This window comes from Micromonospora sp. CNZ303 (genome assembly GCF_004345505.1).
Map to the genome: position 1 here is coordinate 162,412 of NZ_SLVT01000008.1, position 15,897 is coordinate 178,308.

General features: G+C 71.7%; 11 protein-coding genes and 2 pseudogenes. 9 read left to right on the top strand and 4 right to left on the bottom strand.

Features of this window, described 5'->3' with window-relative positions; genetic code table 11:
* Positions 1–71: 71 nt before the first annotated feature.
* Positions 72–1,001, bottom strand: coding sequence for an NAD(+)/NADH kinase (locus EV374_RS15270; protein ID WP_132235814.1), 930 nt, complete (start codon positions 999–1,001; stop codon positions 72–74).
* 213 nt (positions 1,002–1,214) lie between these two features.
* Here EV374_RS15270 and EV374_RS15275 point away from each other — a divergent pair, with 213 nt between their 5' ends.
* The 3 genes and pseudogenes from EV374_RS15275 to EV374_RS33440 form a co-directional block, all read left to right on the top strand.
* Positions 1,215–2,162 (top strand): NAD-dependent epimerase/dehydratase family protein, encoded by a 948-nt coding sequence (locus tag EV374_RS15275; protein WP_132235816.1) that lies wholly within the window; start codon positions 1,215–1,217, stop codon positions 2,160–2,162.
* Positions 2,159–3,640, top strand: a complete 1,482-nt coding sequence (locus tag EV374_RS15280; RefSeq protein ID WP_132235818.1) for a lipopolysaccharide biosynthesis protein — start codon at positions 2,159–2,161, stop codon at positions 3,638–3,640. The genes EV374_RS15275 and EV374_RS15280 overlap by 4 nt, the downstream gene beginning before the upstream one ends.
* A 429-nt stretch (positions 3,641–4,069) precedes the next feature.
* Positions 4,070–4,228 (top strand): annotated as a pseudogene (locus tag EV374_RS33440) (DapH/DapD/GlmU-related protein); the annotation flags it as partial.
* A 47-nt stretch (positions 4,229–4,275) separates the two neighbouring features.
* Here the strand turns inward: EV374_RS33440 and EV374_RS15290 are convergent.
* Positions 4,276–5,460: a glycosyltransferase gene (locus tag EV374_RS15290; RefSeq protein ID WP_165947801.1), complete on the bottom strand. Its 1,185-nt coding sequence runs from the start codon at positions 5,458–5,460 to the stop codon at positions 4,276–4,278.
* Between the two features lie 236 nt (positions 5,461–5,696).
* On the opposite strand from EV374_RS15290, the gene EV374_RS15295 reads away from it, so the two are divergent.
* Together EV374_RS15295 and EV374_RS15300 are read left to right on the top strand one after the other, a co-directional pair.
* Positions 5,697–6,827, top strand: coding sequence for a glycosyltransferase (locus EV374_RS15295; protein WP_132235824.1), 1,131 nt, complete (start codon positions 5,697–5,699; stop codon positions 6,825–6,827).
* Between the two features lie 92 nt (positions 6,828–6,919).
* Positions 6,920–7,948, top strand: a pseudogene (locus EV374_RS15300) (glycosyltransferase family 4 protein); the annotation flags it as partial.
* 114 nt (positions 7,949–8,062) lie between these two features.
* Here the strand turns inward: EV374_RS15300 and EV374_RS33445 are convergent.
* Positions 8,063–9,397: an O-antigen ligase family protein gene (locus EV374_RS33445; protein WP_486485772.1), complete on the bottom strand. Its 1,335-nt coding sequence runs from the start codon at positions 9,395–9,397 to the stop codon at positions 8,063–8,065.
* 155 nt (positions 9,398–9,552) lie between these two features.
* Positions 9,553–10,947 carry a hypothetical protein gene (locus tag EV374_RS15305; protein ID WP_132235828.1) on the bottom strand — a complete coding sequence of 465 codons (1,395 nt, stop codon included), beginning with the start codon at positions 10,945–10,947 and terminating at the stop codon, positions 9,553–9,555.
* Positions 10,948–11,323: 376 nt separating this feature from the next.
* On the opposite strand from EV374_RS15305, the gene EV374_RS15310 reads away from it, so the two are divergent.
* Genes EV374_RS15310 through wecB form a run of 4 tightly spaced genes read left to right on the top strand, consistent with a single transcriptional unit; the run spans position 11,324 to position 15,841 of the window.
* Complete coding sequence (locus tag EV374_RS15310; protein ID WP_132235830.1) at positions 11,324–12,364, top strand: SDR family NAD(P)-dependent oxidoreductase; 1,041 nt, start codon at positions 11,324–11,326, stop codon at positions 12,362–12,364.
* Complete coding sequence (locus EV374_RS15315) at positions 12,358–13,485, top strand: polysaccharide biosynthesis C-terminal domain-containing protein (protein WP_132235832.1); 1,128 nt, start codon at positions 12,358–12,360, stop codon at positions 13,483–13,485. The genes EV374_RS15310 and EV374_RS15315 overlap by 7 nt, the downstream gene beginning before the upstream one ends.
* Positions 13,482–14,720 carry a glycosyltransferase family 4 protein gene (locus EV374_RS15320; RefSeq protein WP_132235834.1) on the top strand — a complete coding sequence of 413 codons (1,239 nt, stop codon included), beginning with the start codon at positions 13,482–13,484 and terminating at the stop codon, positions 14,718–14,720. The genes EV374_RS15315 and EV374_RS15320 overlap by 4 nt, the downstream gene beginning before the upstream one ends.
* Entirely contained in the window at positions 14,717–15,841 is a 1,125-nt protein-coding gene (gene wecB / locus EV374_RS15325) for a non-hydrolyzing UDP-N-acetylglucosamine 2-epimerase (RefSeq protein ID WP_132235836.1), read from the top strand. The genes EV374_RS15320 and wecB overlap by 4 nt, the downstream gene beginning before the upstream one ends.
* The last annotated feature ends 56 nt before the right edge of the window (positions 15,842–15,897 follow it).

Below are 15,897 nucleotides of genomic sequence, written 5' to 3' on the forward strand. Positions count from 1 at the left end.
CCAGGTTGGCGAGGGCGGGTCGACGCAGGCCGAGTCCCGCTGCCGGGCTGGCCTGGGCGCAGGTGGGCGGGTCAGCGGGGCGGGGGTAGCTCGCGGCGGTTGAACCTCTCCCGCAGGCCCTCCGGCAGCAGCTCGCGGAGCTGTTCGGGAAGCAGCGGCAGGTCCAGCAGGCTCAGCTTGAGCTGGTTGCGTTCCTGGTAGCGGCGCGGGTCCAGGCGGACCACCAGGCCGGCGTCGTGCCGGTAGCGGATCTGCACGACGCCCTCCGTCGCGGCATCCCGGATGACCAGGCCGTCCACCTCCACCGCGACCGGACCGGAGCCCTCGCGCAGTTGCAGGCGGACCGTCTCGTGGGGGGAGAGCACCAGCGCGCGGGAGATGCCGGCCATCGGGGCGGACGGGGTCACCACCACCGCCTCGGTGGCCGGCGAGACGAGCGGGCCGCCGGCGGCGTAGCTGTAGGCGGTCGAGCCGGTCGGGGTGCTGACCACCAGCGCGTCGCAGCGGTAGTACCCGTACTGCTGCCCGTCGACGGCGAGGGAGGCGCTGACGAAGCCGGCACCGGGCTGGCGGATCAGCGCGATGTCGTTGAACGCGACGAGGTCGTCACCGCAGACGTCGCAGGCCAGGCAGCTGTGGTTCTCCACCGTGAAGTCGTGTGCCACCAGCCGGTCCAGGGCCCTCGGTAGCTCCGGCGGCTCGACCTCGACGAGGAAGCCGAGCTTGCCGACGTGTACGCCGAGCACCGGCTTGGGATCGTGCACGGCCGACCGGAGCGCGCCGAGCATCGTCCCGTCGCCGCCGATGGCGATCAGCGCGTCCGACCGGAGGGCCACCTCGCCCACCGGCAGCGGCTCGACCGTGGCCGGTACGCGGTGCCGGTCCTCGGCGCGTACGGCCAGGGAGATGTGGTGCCGGGCGGCCCAGGTCACGATGGTGTCGACCACCTCGGAGACGTCCCGGGTGGGATGCAGCACCAGCCCGAGGCAGCTCCGGTCCATGCCTACAGCTCATCACATCCCGGGGTCCCGGGACGGGCGTACCGCGAGGCGGGCGGGTGACCGCGCGGCGTGCCACTTCGTCACGTCCGGGGCTTTCCGCGTGACGCGCCGGTGCACGGCTCGTTGGTGCAGACGGGAGCGGGTCCGCAGGGGCTCGACGTCCCGGGCCCGCGTGCAGGTGGCGCGCCGGGCGGGAACCCACGAGGAGGATCTTTGAAGATCGTCGTTACCGGTGGCGCCGGTTTCATCGGCTCCAACCTGGTACGCGCCCTCGCCGACGCACCGCAGGTCACCGAGGTGGTGGCCGTCGACGACCTCTCCACCGGGTCGCTGGAGAACCTGCTCGACCTGCCGGTCCGGCTGTTCACGGGGACGATCCTCGACCCCGACCTGCTCGACGAGGCGGTCAGCGGGGCCGCCAGCGTGGTCCACCTCGGTGCCCTCGGCTCGGTGCCCCGCTCCATCGACGACCCGCTGCGCAGCCATCATGCCAACGCCACCGGCACCCTCAGCGTGCTGGAGGCCGTCCGGCGCCACGGGGTCCCCCACGTCGTGGTCGCCTCGTCGTCCTCCGTCTACGGCGCCAACCCCGTCCTGCCCCGCCAGGAGACGCTGCGGCCGATGCCGGTCAGCCCGTACGCGGTCTCGAAGCTGGCCACGGAGGCCTACGCGCTCGCGTACGCCGCCTGTTACGGCATCGGCGTGCTGCCGTTCCGCTTCTTCAACGTCTACGGGCCCCGCCAGGCGGCCAACCACGCGTACGCCGCCGTGGTGCCGAGGTTCGTCTCGGCGGCGCTGGAGGGTCGGCCGCTCCAGGTGCACGGCGACGGCACCCAGTCCCGCGACTTCACCTACGTGGGCAGTGTCACGGACGTGATCATCGACGCGGTCCTGCGCCGCGTCTGCGCCCCGGACGTGGTGAACCTCGCCTTCGGCGTGCGGCTCTCGCTGCTGGAGCTGATCGCGGAGCTGGAGGAGGTGTTCGGCCGCCGCCTCGAGGTGGAGCACGGTCCGTCGCGGGCGGGCGACGTGCGCCACTCCGACGCGGACGACGGGGTGCTGCGCGCGCTCTTCCCCGACGTGACGCCGGTGCCGCGCGCCCAGGCCCTGCGGGCGACCGTGGAGTGGTACGAGGCGCACGCGGAGCAGCTCGCCCGATGACCGACCGGCCACCGGCTGCCGGCCGGGCCCCCGCGGCCCTGGTCGACGCCGCCGTGCGGCCGGTGCCGGGAGCCGGCGCCGGAGCGGCCGGACCGCGCCACGTCGATGACTCGTCGCAGCAGGCCGGCCGCACCCGCAACCAGGCCCTGATAACGGGAATCGTCTCCGCCCTCGGAGGCAAGGCGGTGGGCCTCGTGGCGCCGCTGCTGATCACGCCGGTCGCCTTCACCCACTTGGGCGCGGAGCGGTACGGCCTGTGGATGGCGGTCACCTCGCTGACCGGCATGGCGCTCTTCGCCGATTTCGGGCTGGGCAACGGGCTGCTCACCCGGCTCGCCCGCCTGCACGCCATCGGCGACCGACAGGCGGCGGCCCGCGAGATCGCCAGCGCGTACGCGATGCTCGGCGCGCTGGCCGTCGGCCTGCTCACGGTGCTGGTGGCCACCGCGCGGGTGGTCCCGTGGCCCACGCTGCTGAACGTCACCGACCCGGCTGTCGCCCGGGACACCCGCGCGGTGGTGCTGTTCTGCTTCGGGGCGTTCCTGGTCAACATCCCGCTGGGCCTGATCCAACGGGTCCAGTACGCGCACCAGCAGGTGGCGCAGAGCAACCTCTGGCAGGCCGGTGGCAGCCTCGTCTCGGTCGGCCTGGTCTTCGCGGCGGTGGCCGCCGACGCCGGTCCGGTGCTGGTGGTCGCCGCCGCCGTTCTCGCCGTCCCGCTGGTGAACCTGGGCAACTCGATCTGCTACTTCGGATGGCAGAACCGCCCCCTCCGACCCCGCCCACGGGACGTAAGGCCGGCGGTGACACGTGGGCTGCTGCGCCTAGGGGTCAGGTTCTTCGCGCTCTCCGTGCTGACCTCCACCGCGCTCAACGTGGATCCGTTCCTCGTTGGCCGGCTGTTGGGCCTGGACGTCGCGGGGAGCTACTCCGTGGTGCTGCGAATGTTCAGCCTTCTCGCACTGTTCGTGACACTGGTGAATACGCCGCTCTGGCCAGCCAACGGCGAAGCGCTGGCCAGGGGAGACGTGACCTGGGTGCGCCGTAGCACCCGGCTGATGACGTTCCTCTCGGTCGTGGCCGTGGCCCTGCCGGCCGGGGGATTCGTGCTGCTGGGTAACGACATCCTCCAGTCATGGGTGCGGTCGCCGGAACTGCCCACGACGCCGGTCGCAGTCTTCGTAGCACTCGCCATCTGGTCGGTACTGGTGGCTTCGGCGTCCCCGATGTTCATGGTCCAGAACAGCATCGGTCTGCTGCGCCCACAGTTCATTGGCTGGGCTGCCTTCCTCGTCGTCTCCCTTGTTCTGAAGATCACTTTGGCCAGTCGGCTTGGTCTGGCGGGTATCGCGTTCGCCGGGACAGTTTCATACGCGCTCACCGTGCTACCGGCGGCCCTGTTCGGCTACCGCAGGACACTGTCCGTCGTCGCGGAGCGTGGTGACAGGAATTCGGGAGTCGTGAATGCGACGCTGTGATGCCGTGATGGCAGCAGGCGACTGGCGTGGGTACGGGCGGTTTTGATGCGTGTCAACTCGTGCCGTCCAATGCCTCTGACCTATCGTCTTGCCCGCCTACTTGATGGCGCGTGGACGGCAGGCTCCCGCATCCGCCGGGCGGTACGCGGCTGGGCGACAGTGCCTCGGTTCGCCGTGCGCGGGGATCGGGTGACGTTCGACCCGGACGGTGTCTACACCTACGAGACCATCGAGCTCGGCTCCGACGTGGACCTGGGCTACCGGCCCGTGCTGATGGCCGCCCGCAGCCGCATCCGGATCGGCAGCAACGTCATGTTCGGGCCGGAGGTCACCATCCGAGGCGGCAACCACCGCATCGACCGGGTGGGCGTGCCGATGATCGCGGTGTGTAAGCAGCCGGGGGACGAGGACCACGACCGGGGCGTCACGATTTGCGACGACGTCTGGGTGGGGACCCGGGCGATCATCCTGCAGGGCGTCACCGTAGGCCGTGGCGCGGTGATCGGCGCGGGAGCCGTGGTCACCCGTTCGGTTCCGCCGTACGCGATCGTCGCCGGCAACCCGGCACGGGTCATCCGGCTCCGCTGGCCGGTCGAGACGATCATCAGGCACGAGCGGGAGCTGTATCCGCCGGATCAGCGTCTCGACGCTGGCGAACTGGCCGCACTGGCGGAGTTCGCGCCACCGGCTCCGCGATCGTCGCCGGCCACGAATCCACTCACCGCCGGCCTCCAGGACCGGTAGTCGAAGGAACGGGCCCGGTCCCGGGCGTACCGGCTCATCCGCCACCACTGTGGGTCGTCGAGGGTGAGCGCCCGGGCCAGCCCGGCTCTGACGTGCTCGGCGGAGGGGCCGGCCAGGACGATTCCCTCACGGCCGTCGACGATGTGTCGGGCCAGGTCGCTGGTGTGGTTGAGCAGGACGGGACAGCCGGCCGCCAGGCTCTCCGGCACCTTCGAGGGGAACCCGGCCTGGGCGTAGCCGACGGTCGGGCGTACCAGCACCGAGAAGTGCGCGCGGGCCAGTTCTTCGAGCACCTGCCGGCGTGACAGCCGGCCCAGGAAGGTGACCTGGTCACCGAACTCGGCCAGGGCGGATTCGTCCAGGTCGGAGACGTTGGCGGCCTGGTCCCGGCTCATACCGGCGATTACCAGCCGCACCCTGGCGCGCTCACCGGGCGGTAGCAGGCGAATTCCTTCGAGTACGACAGCCAGTAGATCCTTAGGGCCGGCGGAGCCGGCGTAGAGCAGTCGCAGGCCGTCGCACAACGAGGCAGGTGCGGGGTCGTCATAGTCGGCGCAGTCGACCTGGGGCGGCACCACCATGGTCCGCCGACCGCGTCGGAGAAAGTGCCGTTCCAGGGTTTCGGAGATGGCGATGACGCGGTCCGCCGTGCGGCCGGCAAGAAAGGTGGACCATCGGTGCCGGATGAAGTATGGGGTCAGGCGTCCGTGCGGAAACTGCTCCGGGTCGTGCCGTTCCACCACGTCGACGGTCAGTGGACAGCGCAGCACCACCCGCAGGACAGCCCAGGTGGTGAGGGTCCACAACCCGAGTGGCAGGTAGACCCCGGTCAACTGGTCGGTTCGTATCCCTGCCCGCCGCAACGCCGCGAGTACTCGCAGGGGACGGGTGCGCTGATGCAGCCAGCGACCGAACCGGCCACCACCGCCGCCGGGCAGCGTGATGAGTCGTACGTCGGATGGCAGGTCCGGGCCTGGACCGGGCGGGCTGTCGCCGGCAGGCCAGTCGTTGACGACCAGTGTGACGGTGCCCTCGGGGGTGGCGGAACGCGCCAGGTGGAGCAACCGGTTCGACATGGCGTCTCCGTGTGGGAACCGGTAAGCCCCGAGGACCATCAGTCTCGGCAGGACCTCACTCCGATCTCCCCGGATCTGCGCCGAAATGGTGGGCGACTCCTGCTCTTCCATGCCATCCTTCCGCCTTGCCCACATAAACACCTATCAGGGCGATTATTGGTGTTACTCTACGCACTCTCACTGTCACCAACGACCGCGCAGCCGGTCGGTGCCGCCGAGGTCGAAGTGGAGTGTCCGTGGAGCCATCCGCCCCGCCGGTCGGTAGGGACCGGCCGTCCCCGCCGCGCGGCCGGTCCCGACCGGTCGTCGTGCAGCACTCGGCCGGCCGTCCCGGCGCCAACGGCCCGCTGACCGCCGTGCAGCGGGTGCTCGCCTCGCCGCTGGCCGAGCGTTACGAGTTCGTGCGCATGCACCAGAGCGCGGGCAACGGGAGCGTCGACGCCACCCTGTTGCGCGAGTGGGTGCGCCTGCTCCGCCGGGCGCGACCGGACGTGGTGCACGTGCGGGGGTTGCAGAACGAGGGCTTCCACGGCGTCCTCGCCGCCCGGCTGGCCGGCTGCACCAGGATCCTCGTCACGGTGCACGGCACGGTCCGTGACCTGCGACAGGGCGGCCGAGGCTGGCGGCGTCGCCTGCTGACGCACGGCGCCGAGCCAGCGACCCTGCGCATGGCCAGCCACTATGCCACCGTCTGCGAGTACGCCGCCGGACGGGACTTCCTGCGTCCGTACGCCGGGAAGTTCGTCGGTGTCATCCCCAACGGGGTCCCGGTGCCGCCCGACCCTACGGCGGCCCGCGACCGGGTCCGCGCCGAACTGAGTCTCCATCCCGACGACGTGGCCATGATCGCGGTGGCCCGGCTGACCTGGGAGAAGGGGTACAGGGTCCTCGCCGACGCGCTGCACCGGCTGCCGGTCGCCGGCGGCCGGCGGGTCCTGCTGGTCGCCGGTGACGGCCCGGACCGGGCCGGAATCGTGGCGGCACTGGCCGGTGCGGCCGGGACCGAGGTGAGGATGCTGGGTAACCGGCTGGACGTGCCGGAGCTGCTCTCCGCAGCAGACATCTTCGTCTTCCCCACACTGCACGAGAACCTGTCCAACGCGCTGCTGGAGGCGATGGCGTACGGACTGCCGGTGATCGCGTCAGCGGTGGGCGGCAACGTGGAGGTGCTGCGTTCCGGCGGTGGCCGCCTCGTGCCGGCGGGGGATCCGGAGCCTCTGGCGGCGGCGTTGGCGGGGCTGCTCGCCGACCCGGCGGAGCGGCACCACCTGGGGCAACTGGGTCGGAAGGTCGTCAGCGAAGGTTACAGCCTCGACGGGATGCTCCGGGCGCTCGACGGCGTCTACGGTCGGATGCTGCGCCGGTGAGCGCCCCCGACGGCGGCCAGGTCCGGGTCGTCCTGCTCGGCTTCACCGTGCCGGACGACCTCTTCGATCAGATCATGGGCCGGGACACGATCATGCCCGTCCAGACGCACACCTTTGCCTGGGGCCTGGCCCGCAGCCTGCGTGCGGCGGGTTGCCCCGTGCATCTGCTCTCGACGGCTCCCGTGTCCAACTGGCCCGGCAACCGTCAGTTCCTGTTCCGCTCTGGGACGTTCCGGCAGGACGGGGTGGACGGGCAGTTGCTCGGCTTCGTCAACGCACTCGGACTGAAACACCTCACCCGGTTCGTGAACGTGTGGCGGAGCGGCACCCGGGTGCTGCGGCAGCAGGAGGCGGACGTGCTGTTGGTGCACGGGGTGCACTCGCCCTTCCTCTGGTTCGGCGCACTGCGTGGACCTCGCCTCGGCGTACGGGTGGTCCCGGTGCTGACCGACCCGCCGAGCGTCGTCCTGCCCACGGACGGCCGGCTGGTCCGGTCGTTGCGTCGACTGGATCGGGCCCTGGTCCGCGCCGCGCTGGCCCGCTGCTCCGGAGTGGTCACGCTGACCGACGCGCTCGCCGAGGACTTCGCCCCGGACCTGCCCCGGCTCGTCATGGAGGGCATATTCAACCCGGTTGGCGCCGGGTCCGGCGCCACCGACCGGGCACCGGCCGCACCCGGGACCCGCGAGATCGTGTACGCCGGCGGACTCACCCGGGCGTACGGCGTCGACCGCCTGATCGAGGCGTTCCGAGGGCTGCCGGGTAGTGATCTACGGCTGCGGGTGTACGGCCGGGGCGAACTCGACGAGTGGCTCCGCGACCAGGCGGTTCTCGATTCCCGTATCGCACCGCCTGAACTGCTGCCGCGGCACGCGCTGCTGCCGCGGCTGGCCCGGGCCGCCGTGCTGGTGAACCCCCGGCCGGTCGGACAGGACTTCGTGCGCTGGTCCTTCCCGTCGAAGCTCATCGAGTACCTCTCCACCGGCGTCCCGGTCGTGACGACCCGGCTTCCGAGCATTCCGGAGGACTACGCGCCGTGGCTGGTCTTCGCCGACGTCGACACGGCCGAAGGGCTGCGGGAAGCCGTCGACCGGGCGCTGCGGCTGCCCATCGAGGAGCGCGCCCGGATCGGGCTCGGTGGCGCCGACTTCGTCCAGGAGACTCGTGGTCCGGCGGCGCAGGGGCGACGGATGCGCGACTTCCTGGCGGCGCGGTCCCGTACCGGGCTCAGACCGTCAGGGATACCCGGCACGCACGCTGATCGCCCGGCGGGGCACCGGTCGCCTCGGCAGGGGCGGGTCGGAGCGCCGGCGTCGACGTCGACCGCCGCGCGGCAGGGCCAGCGCCACGGGCAGTCGGGACCAGAGCGCGAGCACCATCCACGCGAACGGTGAGATCTCCCAGTGTCCGCTCAGCCAGATTGGCGTCCACCCGACGACCAGGACTCCGACCAGGAGGCCGTTGCTGCGTGCGGACGTCGGTCTGGCACTCCGGATCACCTGACTGATCATCGCGATGAAGACGACGATTCCCACCAGGCCAACGTCGTTGCCGAGAGTGAGCAGCAGCGAGTGCGCGCCGATCCCCAGGTACGGATTGGTGCTCGGGAACGCCCCCACACCGATGCCCACCAGCGGTGATTCCCAGAAGGACGCCTCTGCGATCGGCCAGACGAGCAGCCGCCCGGAGAGGTCGTCCAGCGGTCTGTTGAAGACGCTGTCCAGCCAATCCGGACGATGCCGGCTGAGATGTCCGAAGGGCACGACCACAAGCAGGAGAGCCGACAACGCCACCGACCAGGCCCAGGCGTGCCGATACAGCAGGGTGACGAGCAGGTAGCCGGCAACGGCCGCGAGGGCGATGAGGGTCGCCCTGGTTCCGGTCAGCACGGTCGCGTGGACGAACAGCGGGAAGAGCGTCCAGAGCCCGACTCGGACGAGTCGGTTTCCGACCCGGGCGACCAGGAGCATCACGCACACGAGGGTGCCGGTGGTCAGCGCGTAGGCGGTGTAGTTGATCCCCACGCCATCCAGACCGACACGTAGTGCGGGTTCGTCGATGTTGCCGGCGAGGATGAGCCGGACCGCTGTCCAGACCGTGCCAGCGAGCAGGGCGCCGGCCACCACCAGCAGCCGCCGCCGAGTGGTTAGCACGTGTCGGGCGGCGATCATGAGCAGCGCGACGGTCCACCAGGCATGCACGGCGACCTGACTGGCGGCCACGTCGCGGGTCCACATCAACGACGCGGTGGCCCATCCGCAGAGCAGCAGCGCCAGGTGGTCCAGGGGGCCGAGCCGGGGAAGCCGACCATTGCCGATCAGCGCGAACCCGGCCAACCACAGCCCGAATCCGAACACCACACCGGGGTCGACGGGCGCGAGGGCGGCGGCGACGGCGAGCGGCGGTACGCCGAGCCAGGCCAACCTCCACCGCGTCTCCTCCGGCGCGGCGTGTGCGGGCCCGGCTGCGCGGGTCAGGTGGAGAGAGGCCCGGGTCGTCGCCGCGACGCCGGCCGTCCTCGTCCCCGAGCGGCCCAGCACGGACCCGTGCGCGTCGTACCGTCGACTCACGGCGAATCTCCTCCCGCAGGCGGCGGCCGGCCGGGCCGGCCCGGTTCGGGTCGGGGTGTGCGGGGCCGCAGGCACACCCACGCGTCGAACGACGGGTCGCCGCCGGCCCTGTCCGTCTCGGGAGGGTCAACGATGCAGAGGATTCGAGGTGGTGCTCACCGCGCCAGGCGTACGTGTCGTCGAACCGTGAGCCAGACCATGACGACCAGCAGGGTGGCCAGGCCGATCACCGTGGGACGGGACAGACCCAACTGGTTGTTGGCCGGGATGTAGGCAACGAGCAGGCAGAGTTGGACGAAGAGCAGCGTCGGCAGGATCCGACGGGACCGGGTGGCGCCGAGCCACATGGCGGCGAAGAGCCAGCCCAGAAGCGCCATGAACAGCACGGTTCCCGGATAGGTCAGGTCCGAGGCCAGCCAGGGATAGATGGTCGACCAGTACATGCCCGCCGGCCATCCGGTTCGGCTCTCCGTCCGGACCGGGTACGAGGGATGGCGGGCGGTGTCGGCGCCGAGGTACTGCTCCGCGTACGAGGCGACCGCCGGGGTGCTACCGAGCCCGCGCGACCAGACGAACGGCGTCTCCAGGTTGTAGGCCAATCCCAGGTAGCCGTGTGTTGGGTAGATGACCAGCGCGGCTACACCGGTGGCGAGATGCGACCCGACCACCCGTTCGACCGTGGGGTTCGGGCGGACCCGGTCCTGGGTGCCGAACTGGCTCACCCGGTCCGCCTGGCTGCTGACCATGTACGCGCAGAACAGGGCCGTGACGACGACGATGATCGTCAGTGACCGCCGTCGTGCTGCCCGTCGGATCCTCGATCGCGCTCGGTCACCGTCGCGAGCGGCGGACACGAGCAGGCCGGCGGCGATCATGACGACGAAGTCCCCGAGGCCCTTCAGAGTGCCGATGTAGAGGAAGAAGAGCGCGTAGACGCCCGTACCGGTGAGCCCGAGCAGCCGGATGTCACCCGACAGCCGCCGCCAGTGGATGACGAGCAGCGGGACCAGCGCGGCACCTAGGACCCCGAGCAGGGTCAGCACCTGGACCGCCGGATTGACCCGACCGCTGTCCTGCTGGTCCTGGTATACCGCGAACTTGTTGGCGTAGGCCTGCGCCGGATCCTGGAGGCTGGCGACGATGTCGCCCGGCCCGTTGGCGCCGTACTCGAGGAGGAGGGCCGCGCCGAGGGCAAGGTGGTAGACGGCGCTCGCCACGACCAGTTGCCGGGCCCGTCGCTCGTCTGCCAGCGGATTCACAGTCCCGGCCGTGCTCCCCGCCCGGCGCCGGACGCGCACGACGTAGCCAGTGGCGAAGGCGGCGGTCGCGGCGAACACGAAGAGGCACAGCCGAGCCGGATTCGGCACCTGCTCCGCCAGGGCACCGGTCCAAAACAGTCCGAACGTTCCGAGCATCCAGGCAGCGGCGATCAGCAGTGGCAGCCAGAGGTGGATCGGCTTCTGGCGCCCGGGGGCGGCCTGAGTTCCCGAGGACGGCGCCGTCGCTTCCGTCATCGGCCGGAGCTGCCCCTCCCGGACCGCTGTCGTCATGGTCACGGCTGGTGCCCCCGTATCGGTACTGGTCCGTCGGGTGCCTCCCGACGTGGTGGTTCCACTGACCCCGGTGCTGTCCGTTCACCACAGCCGCTGCCTGTCGAGACACTCGGCGTGGTGCTGCCACCGGCCTGCTGACTGGTGTTATAGCAGCCCGCAATAGGGCAATTTGCCCTTTTCGTCGAATGGAGCTGCCGATGCGGCGCAGTGGCGACCTGCGGTGGTGCGAGTGCCGGGCAGTGAAGCGGACACTGTCCGTTCGTCCGTTTTGCCGTTTCCAGACCTGGCCCGGCTCGTTGCGGGAGGTGTGACCGCCGCCTCGTGACCTGCGGCGCGGCCGTCGCGATCCCAGAACCGAGACGGGGAGCAACCAGTGACGTATTCGACCAACGGCCGCCGGGTCCTCATCACCGGCGGCACGGGTTCCTTCGGCAGGACGATGGTCCGCCGCCTCCTCGACCGCGGCGTCGGCGAGGTCCGGGTGCTCAGCCGCGACGAGGCGAAGCAGGACGACATGCGCCGGCAGCTCGGCGACGACCGGGTCCGCTACCACGTCGGGGACGTGCGCGACTACGACTCGGTGCTGCGGGCCAGCCGGGGGATCGACCACGTCTTCCACGCGGCGGCGCTCAAGCAGGTGCCCTCGTGCGAGTTCTTCCCGCTGGAGGCGGTGCGGACCAACGTCCTGGGCAGCGCCAACGTCGTCGAGGCGGCGGAGCGCAACGGCGTCGGCTCCGTGGTCGTGCTGAGCACCGACAAGGCCGTCCACCCCGTCAACGCGATGGGGATGAGCAAGGCCATGATGGAGAAGGTCGCCCAGGCGCACGCCCGGAACAACCCGAACAGCGCGACCACGGTCTCCTGCGTCCGGTACGGCAACGTCATGTACTCGCGCGGCTCGGTGATCCCGCTGTTCATCGAGCAGATCAAGGCGGGCCGGGCGCCCACCGTCACGGACCCGGGGATGACCCGCTTCCTGATGTCGCTGGACGACTCGGTGGAGCTGGTCGAGCACGCCTTCCAGCACGCCCGGCCCGGCGACATCTTCATCCGCAAGGCCGTCGCCTGCACCGTCGGCGACCTGGCCGAGGCGGTCTGCGAACTCTTCGACGTGCCCGCGAAGCTCGACGTGATCGGCGTACGGCACGGCGAGAAGCAGGACGAGACGCTGGCCAGCCGGGAGGAACTCGCCCAGGCGGACGACTTCGGCGACTTCCTTCGGGTGCCGTTGGACGCCCGCGACCTCAACTACGCGCTCTACGTCTCCGAGGGCGAGCTGGGCCGGGGGCCGCGGGAGGACTTCAACTCCGCCAACGCGCCGCGGCTGGGCGTACCGGAGATCGTCGAGCTGCTGAAGACGCTGCCGGAGGTACGCGCGGAGCTGGCCCTGCGGGACCCGGTGCTGGCGTGCTGAGGCTGGCGGTCACCGGCGCCGGCGGCTTCCTCGGCTGGCACGTGCGGGTGCTGTTGCGCGTCCTCGGCCGGCCGGAGCCGGTTGTCGTCACCCGGGCCGACCTGACCGACCCGGATCGGGTCGCGGCGAAGCTCGACGGCGTCGACCGGGTGCTGCACCTGGCCGGGGTCAACCGGGGCGAGCCGGCCGACGTGGCCGCCGGCAACGTGCAGCTCGCCGCCCAGCTCGCGCAGGGCCTCAAGCACTGCCCGACGCCACCCGGCGCGGTGGTCTTCGCCAACTCGGTGCAGGCCGGCAACGGCACCCCCTACGGCGACGCCAAAGCCGCCGCCGCCGGCATCCTGGCCGACACGGGCCTGCCGTTCGACGACGTCCTGCTGCCCAACCTGTACGGCGAGCACGGCCGGCCGTACTACAACTCGGCGGTCGCGACGTTCTGCCGGCTGCTCGCCGAGGGCGGGCAGCCGGAGGTGCACGGCGACCGCGAGCTGAGCCTGGTGCACGTCACCGACGCGGCGGCCCGGCTCGTCGGCGTCCCGGCCGGCGGCTCCTGGGACCCCGCCATGCCGGCGCTGCGGACCGGCGTACGGGCCCTCGCCGACCGGCTCGCCGACGTCGCCGCCACCTACCGCACGGGCGAGCTGCCGGCCCTGGTGGACCGGCACGACGTGCGGCTGTTCAACACCTACCGCTCGCACTGCTTCCCGGCGCACTACCCGCTGGCGCTGCCGCGCCGGGCGGACGCCCGGGGCGAGCTGGTCGAGACGGTCCGGACGCACGGGGGAGGCGGCCAGACCTTCTGCTCCACCACCCGCCCCGGCATCACCCGGGGCGAGCACTTCCACCTGGCCAAGGTGGAGCGCTTCGTCGTGCTGCGCGGCTCGGCGGAGATCAGCCTGCGCCGGGTCGGCGACACCGGGGTGGTGCGGTTCGCGGTCTCCGGCGACGAGCCGGCGCTCGTCGACATGCCCACCATGTGGGCGCACAAGCTGGTCAACACCGGCGGCGACGACCTGGTCACCATGTTCTGGACGAACGAGCTGTTCGACCCGGACCGGCCGGACACCTGGCCCGAGCCGGTGGAGCCGGGCCGGCCGGAGCACGCCGTGGCTGCCACGTGAGGATCGGCCTGGTCAGCCAGTGGTACCCGCCCGAAGGGGTGTTCATCCCCGGCAACCTGGCGCGGCAACTGGCCGAGCGCGGCCACGACGTGCGGGTGCTCACCACCTTCCCGAGCTACCCGCACGGCCGGATCTTCCCCGGCTGGCGGCAGCGCTGGCGACACACCGAGGCCGACGGGCCGGTCGCCGTGCGGCGGGTGCCCGCCTATCCCAGCCACGACACGTCCGCCGCCCGGCGCGCGCTGAGCCACCTGTCCTTCGGGGCCAGCAGCGCGTTTGGCGGCGTCCGCTGGTTGGCCGGCGTCGACGTCACCTACGTCTACCACCCGCCACCCACCTCCGCGGCCGCAGCGGCGCTGGTCCGCCTGGCCCGGCGTACGCCGATCGTGCTGCACGTCCAGGACCTGTGGCCGGAGTCGGTGCTCGGCTCGGGCATGGCGCCCGCCGGCCGGGCGGGCCGGGTCCTGGAGCGCGGCGTCGCCGCCCTGATGCGCGCGACGTACCGCCTGGCCGGCGCCGTGGTGGTGATCTCGCCGGCGATGGCCGACCTGGTCGTGGCCCGGGGCGCGGACCCGGACCGGGTGCGGGTGGTGTGGAACTGGACCGACGACGCGCTGTTCCGGCCGGTGCCGGCCACCGACGAGGCCCGCGCGGCGCTCGGCCACCGCGGGCGCTGCACGGTGATGTTCGCCGGCAACATCGGCCTGTTGCAGGGGATCGAGACCGCGATCCGGGCGGCGGCCGTCGTGCGCGACCGGATCGACCTGGTGCTGGTGGGCTCCGGTGCCGGCGAGGAGGCCGCGCGCCGGCTCGCCGCGGATCTCGGCGCCGACAACGTGCGGTTCGTCGGCCGGCGGCCCGCCGAACGGATGGCCGCGCTGTACGCCGCCGCCGACTGGCAGCTGATCTGCCTGCGCGACCTGCCCGCACTGCGCGGCAGCATCCCGTCGAAGTTGCAGGCCGCGCTGGCCTGCGGCAGTCCCGTGATCGCGTCGGTGGGCGGCGACGCCGCGGCCCTGGTCCGCTCGGCCGGGGTCGGCCTCGTCTCCCCGCCGGGGGACTGGCGTGCGCTCGCCGCGCGCTTCTCCGTCGCGGCGGCCGAGTCCGCGGACGCCCGGGCGGAACTGGGTCGGCGGGCCCGACGGGTCTACCAGGAGCGCATGTCGCTGCGGGTGGGCGTGGACCAGTTCGAGGACATCATGACCAAGCTGGCAGCAGAGAGAGGACGGGCATGACCCGGATCATGACGGTGGTCGGCACCCGACCGGAGATCATCCGACTGTCCCGGGTGATCGCCCGGCTCGACGACACCGTGGACCACCTGCTGGTGCACACCGGGCAGAACTGGGACAGCACCCTCTCCGACGTCTTCTTCAAGGAGCTGCGGCTGCGCGAGCCGGACCGCTTCCTGCGGGTGGACACCTCGTCGCTCGGCCGGGTGCTGGGCGGCGTGCTGGTCGGCATGGAGGCGGCGATCGCCGAGACGCGACCGGACGCGCTGCTCGTGCTCGGCGACACCAACAGCTGCATCGCCGCGCTGATGGCCCGGCGGATGCGGGTGCCGGTCTACCACATGGAGGCCGGCAACCGCTGCTTCGACCTCAACGTGCCGGAGGAGACCAACCGGCGGCTCGTCGACCACGTCGCCGACTTCAACCTCGTCTACACCGAGCACGCGCGGCGCAACCTGCTGGCCGAGGGGCTGCACCCGCGCCGCATCCTGCACACCGGCTCGCCCATGCGGGAGGTGCTGGAGCACTACCGCGCCGACGTCGCCGCGTCGGGCGTCCTGCGCCAGCTCGACCTCGCACCCGGCCGGTACTTCGTGGTCAGCGCGCACCGCGAGGAGAACGTGGACCAGCCGGACCGCCTCCAGCGCTTGCTCGACTGCCTCCGGGCCGTCCGCGACCGGTGGGGGCACCCGGTGCTGGTCTCCACGCACCCGCGTACCCGCAAGCGGCTGGAGGCGCTGGCGCCCGACGCCGCCGCTCTCGACGGGATCGCGTTCCACGAGCCGTTCGGCCTCTTCGACTACGTGCACCTGCAGACCAGGGCCTTCTGCACGCTCTCCGACAGCGGCACGATCAGCGAGGAGGCCGCGATCCTCGGCTTCCCCGCCGTGACGTTGCGCGAGTCGATCGAGCGCCCCGAGGCGCTGGACGCCGGCGGGATCATCATGACCGGGCTCGACCCGCAGGGCGTCGTGGAGGCAGTCGAGGTCACCGTGGCCCAGGTCGCCGCGCAGGGGGTGCCGTGCCCCGTCGACTACCGGGTCCCGGACACCTCCCGCCGGGTGGTCGACTTCATCCTCTCCACCGTCCGCCGGCACCACGACTGGGCGGGCATCCGCCGCTGACCGCGTACCGCGAGGGCCGGCGACCGGAAGCTCCGGTCGCCGGCCCTCACCATCTG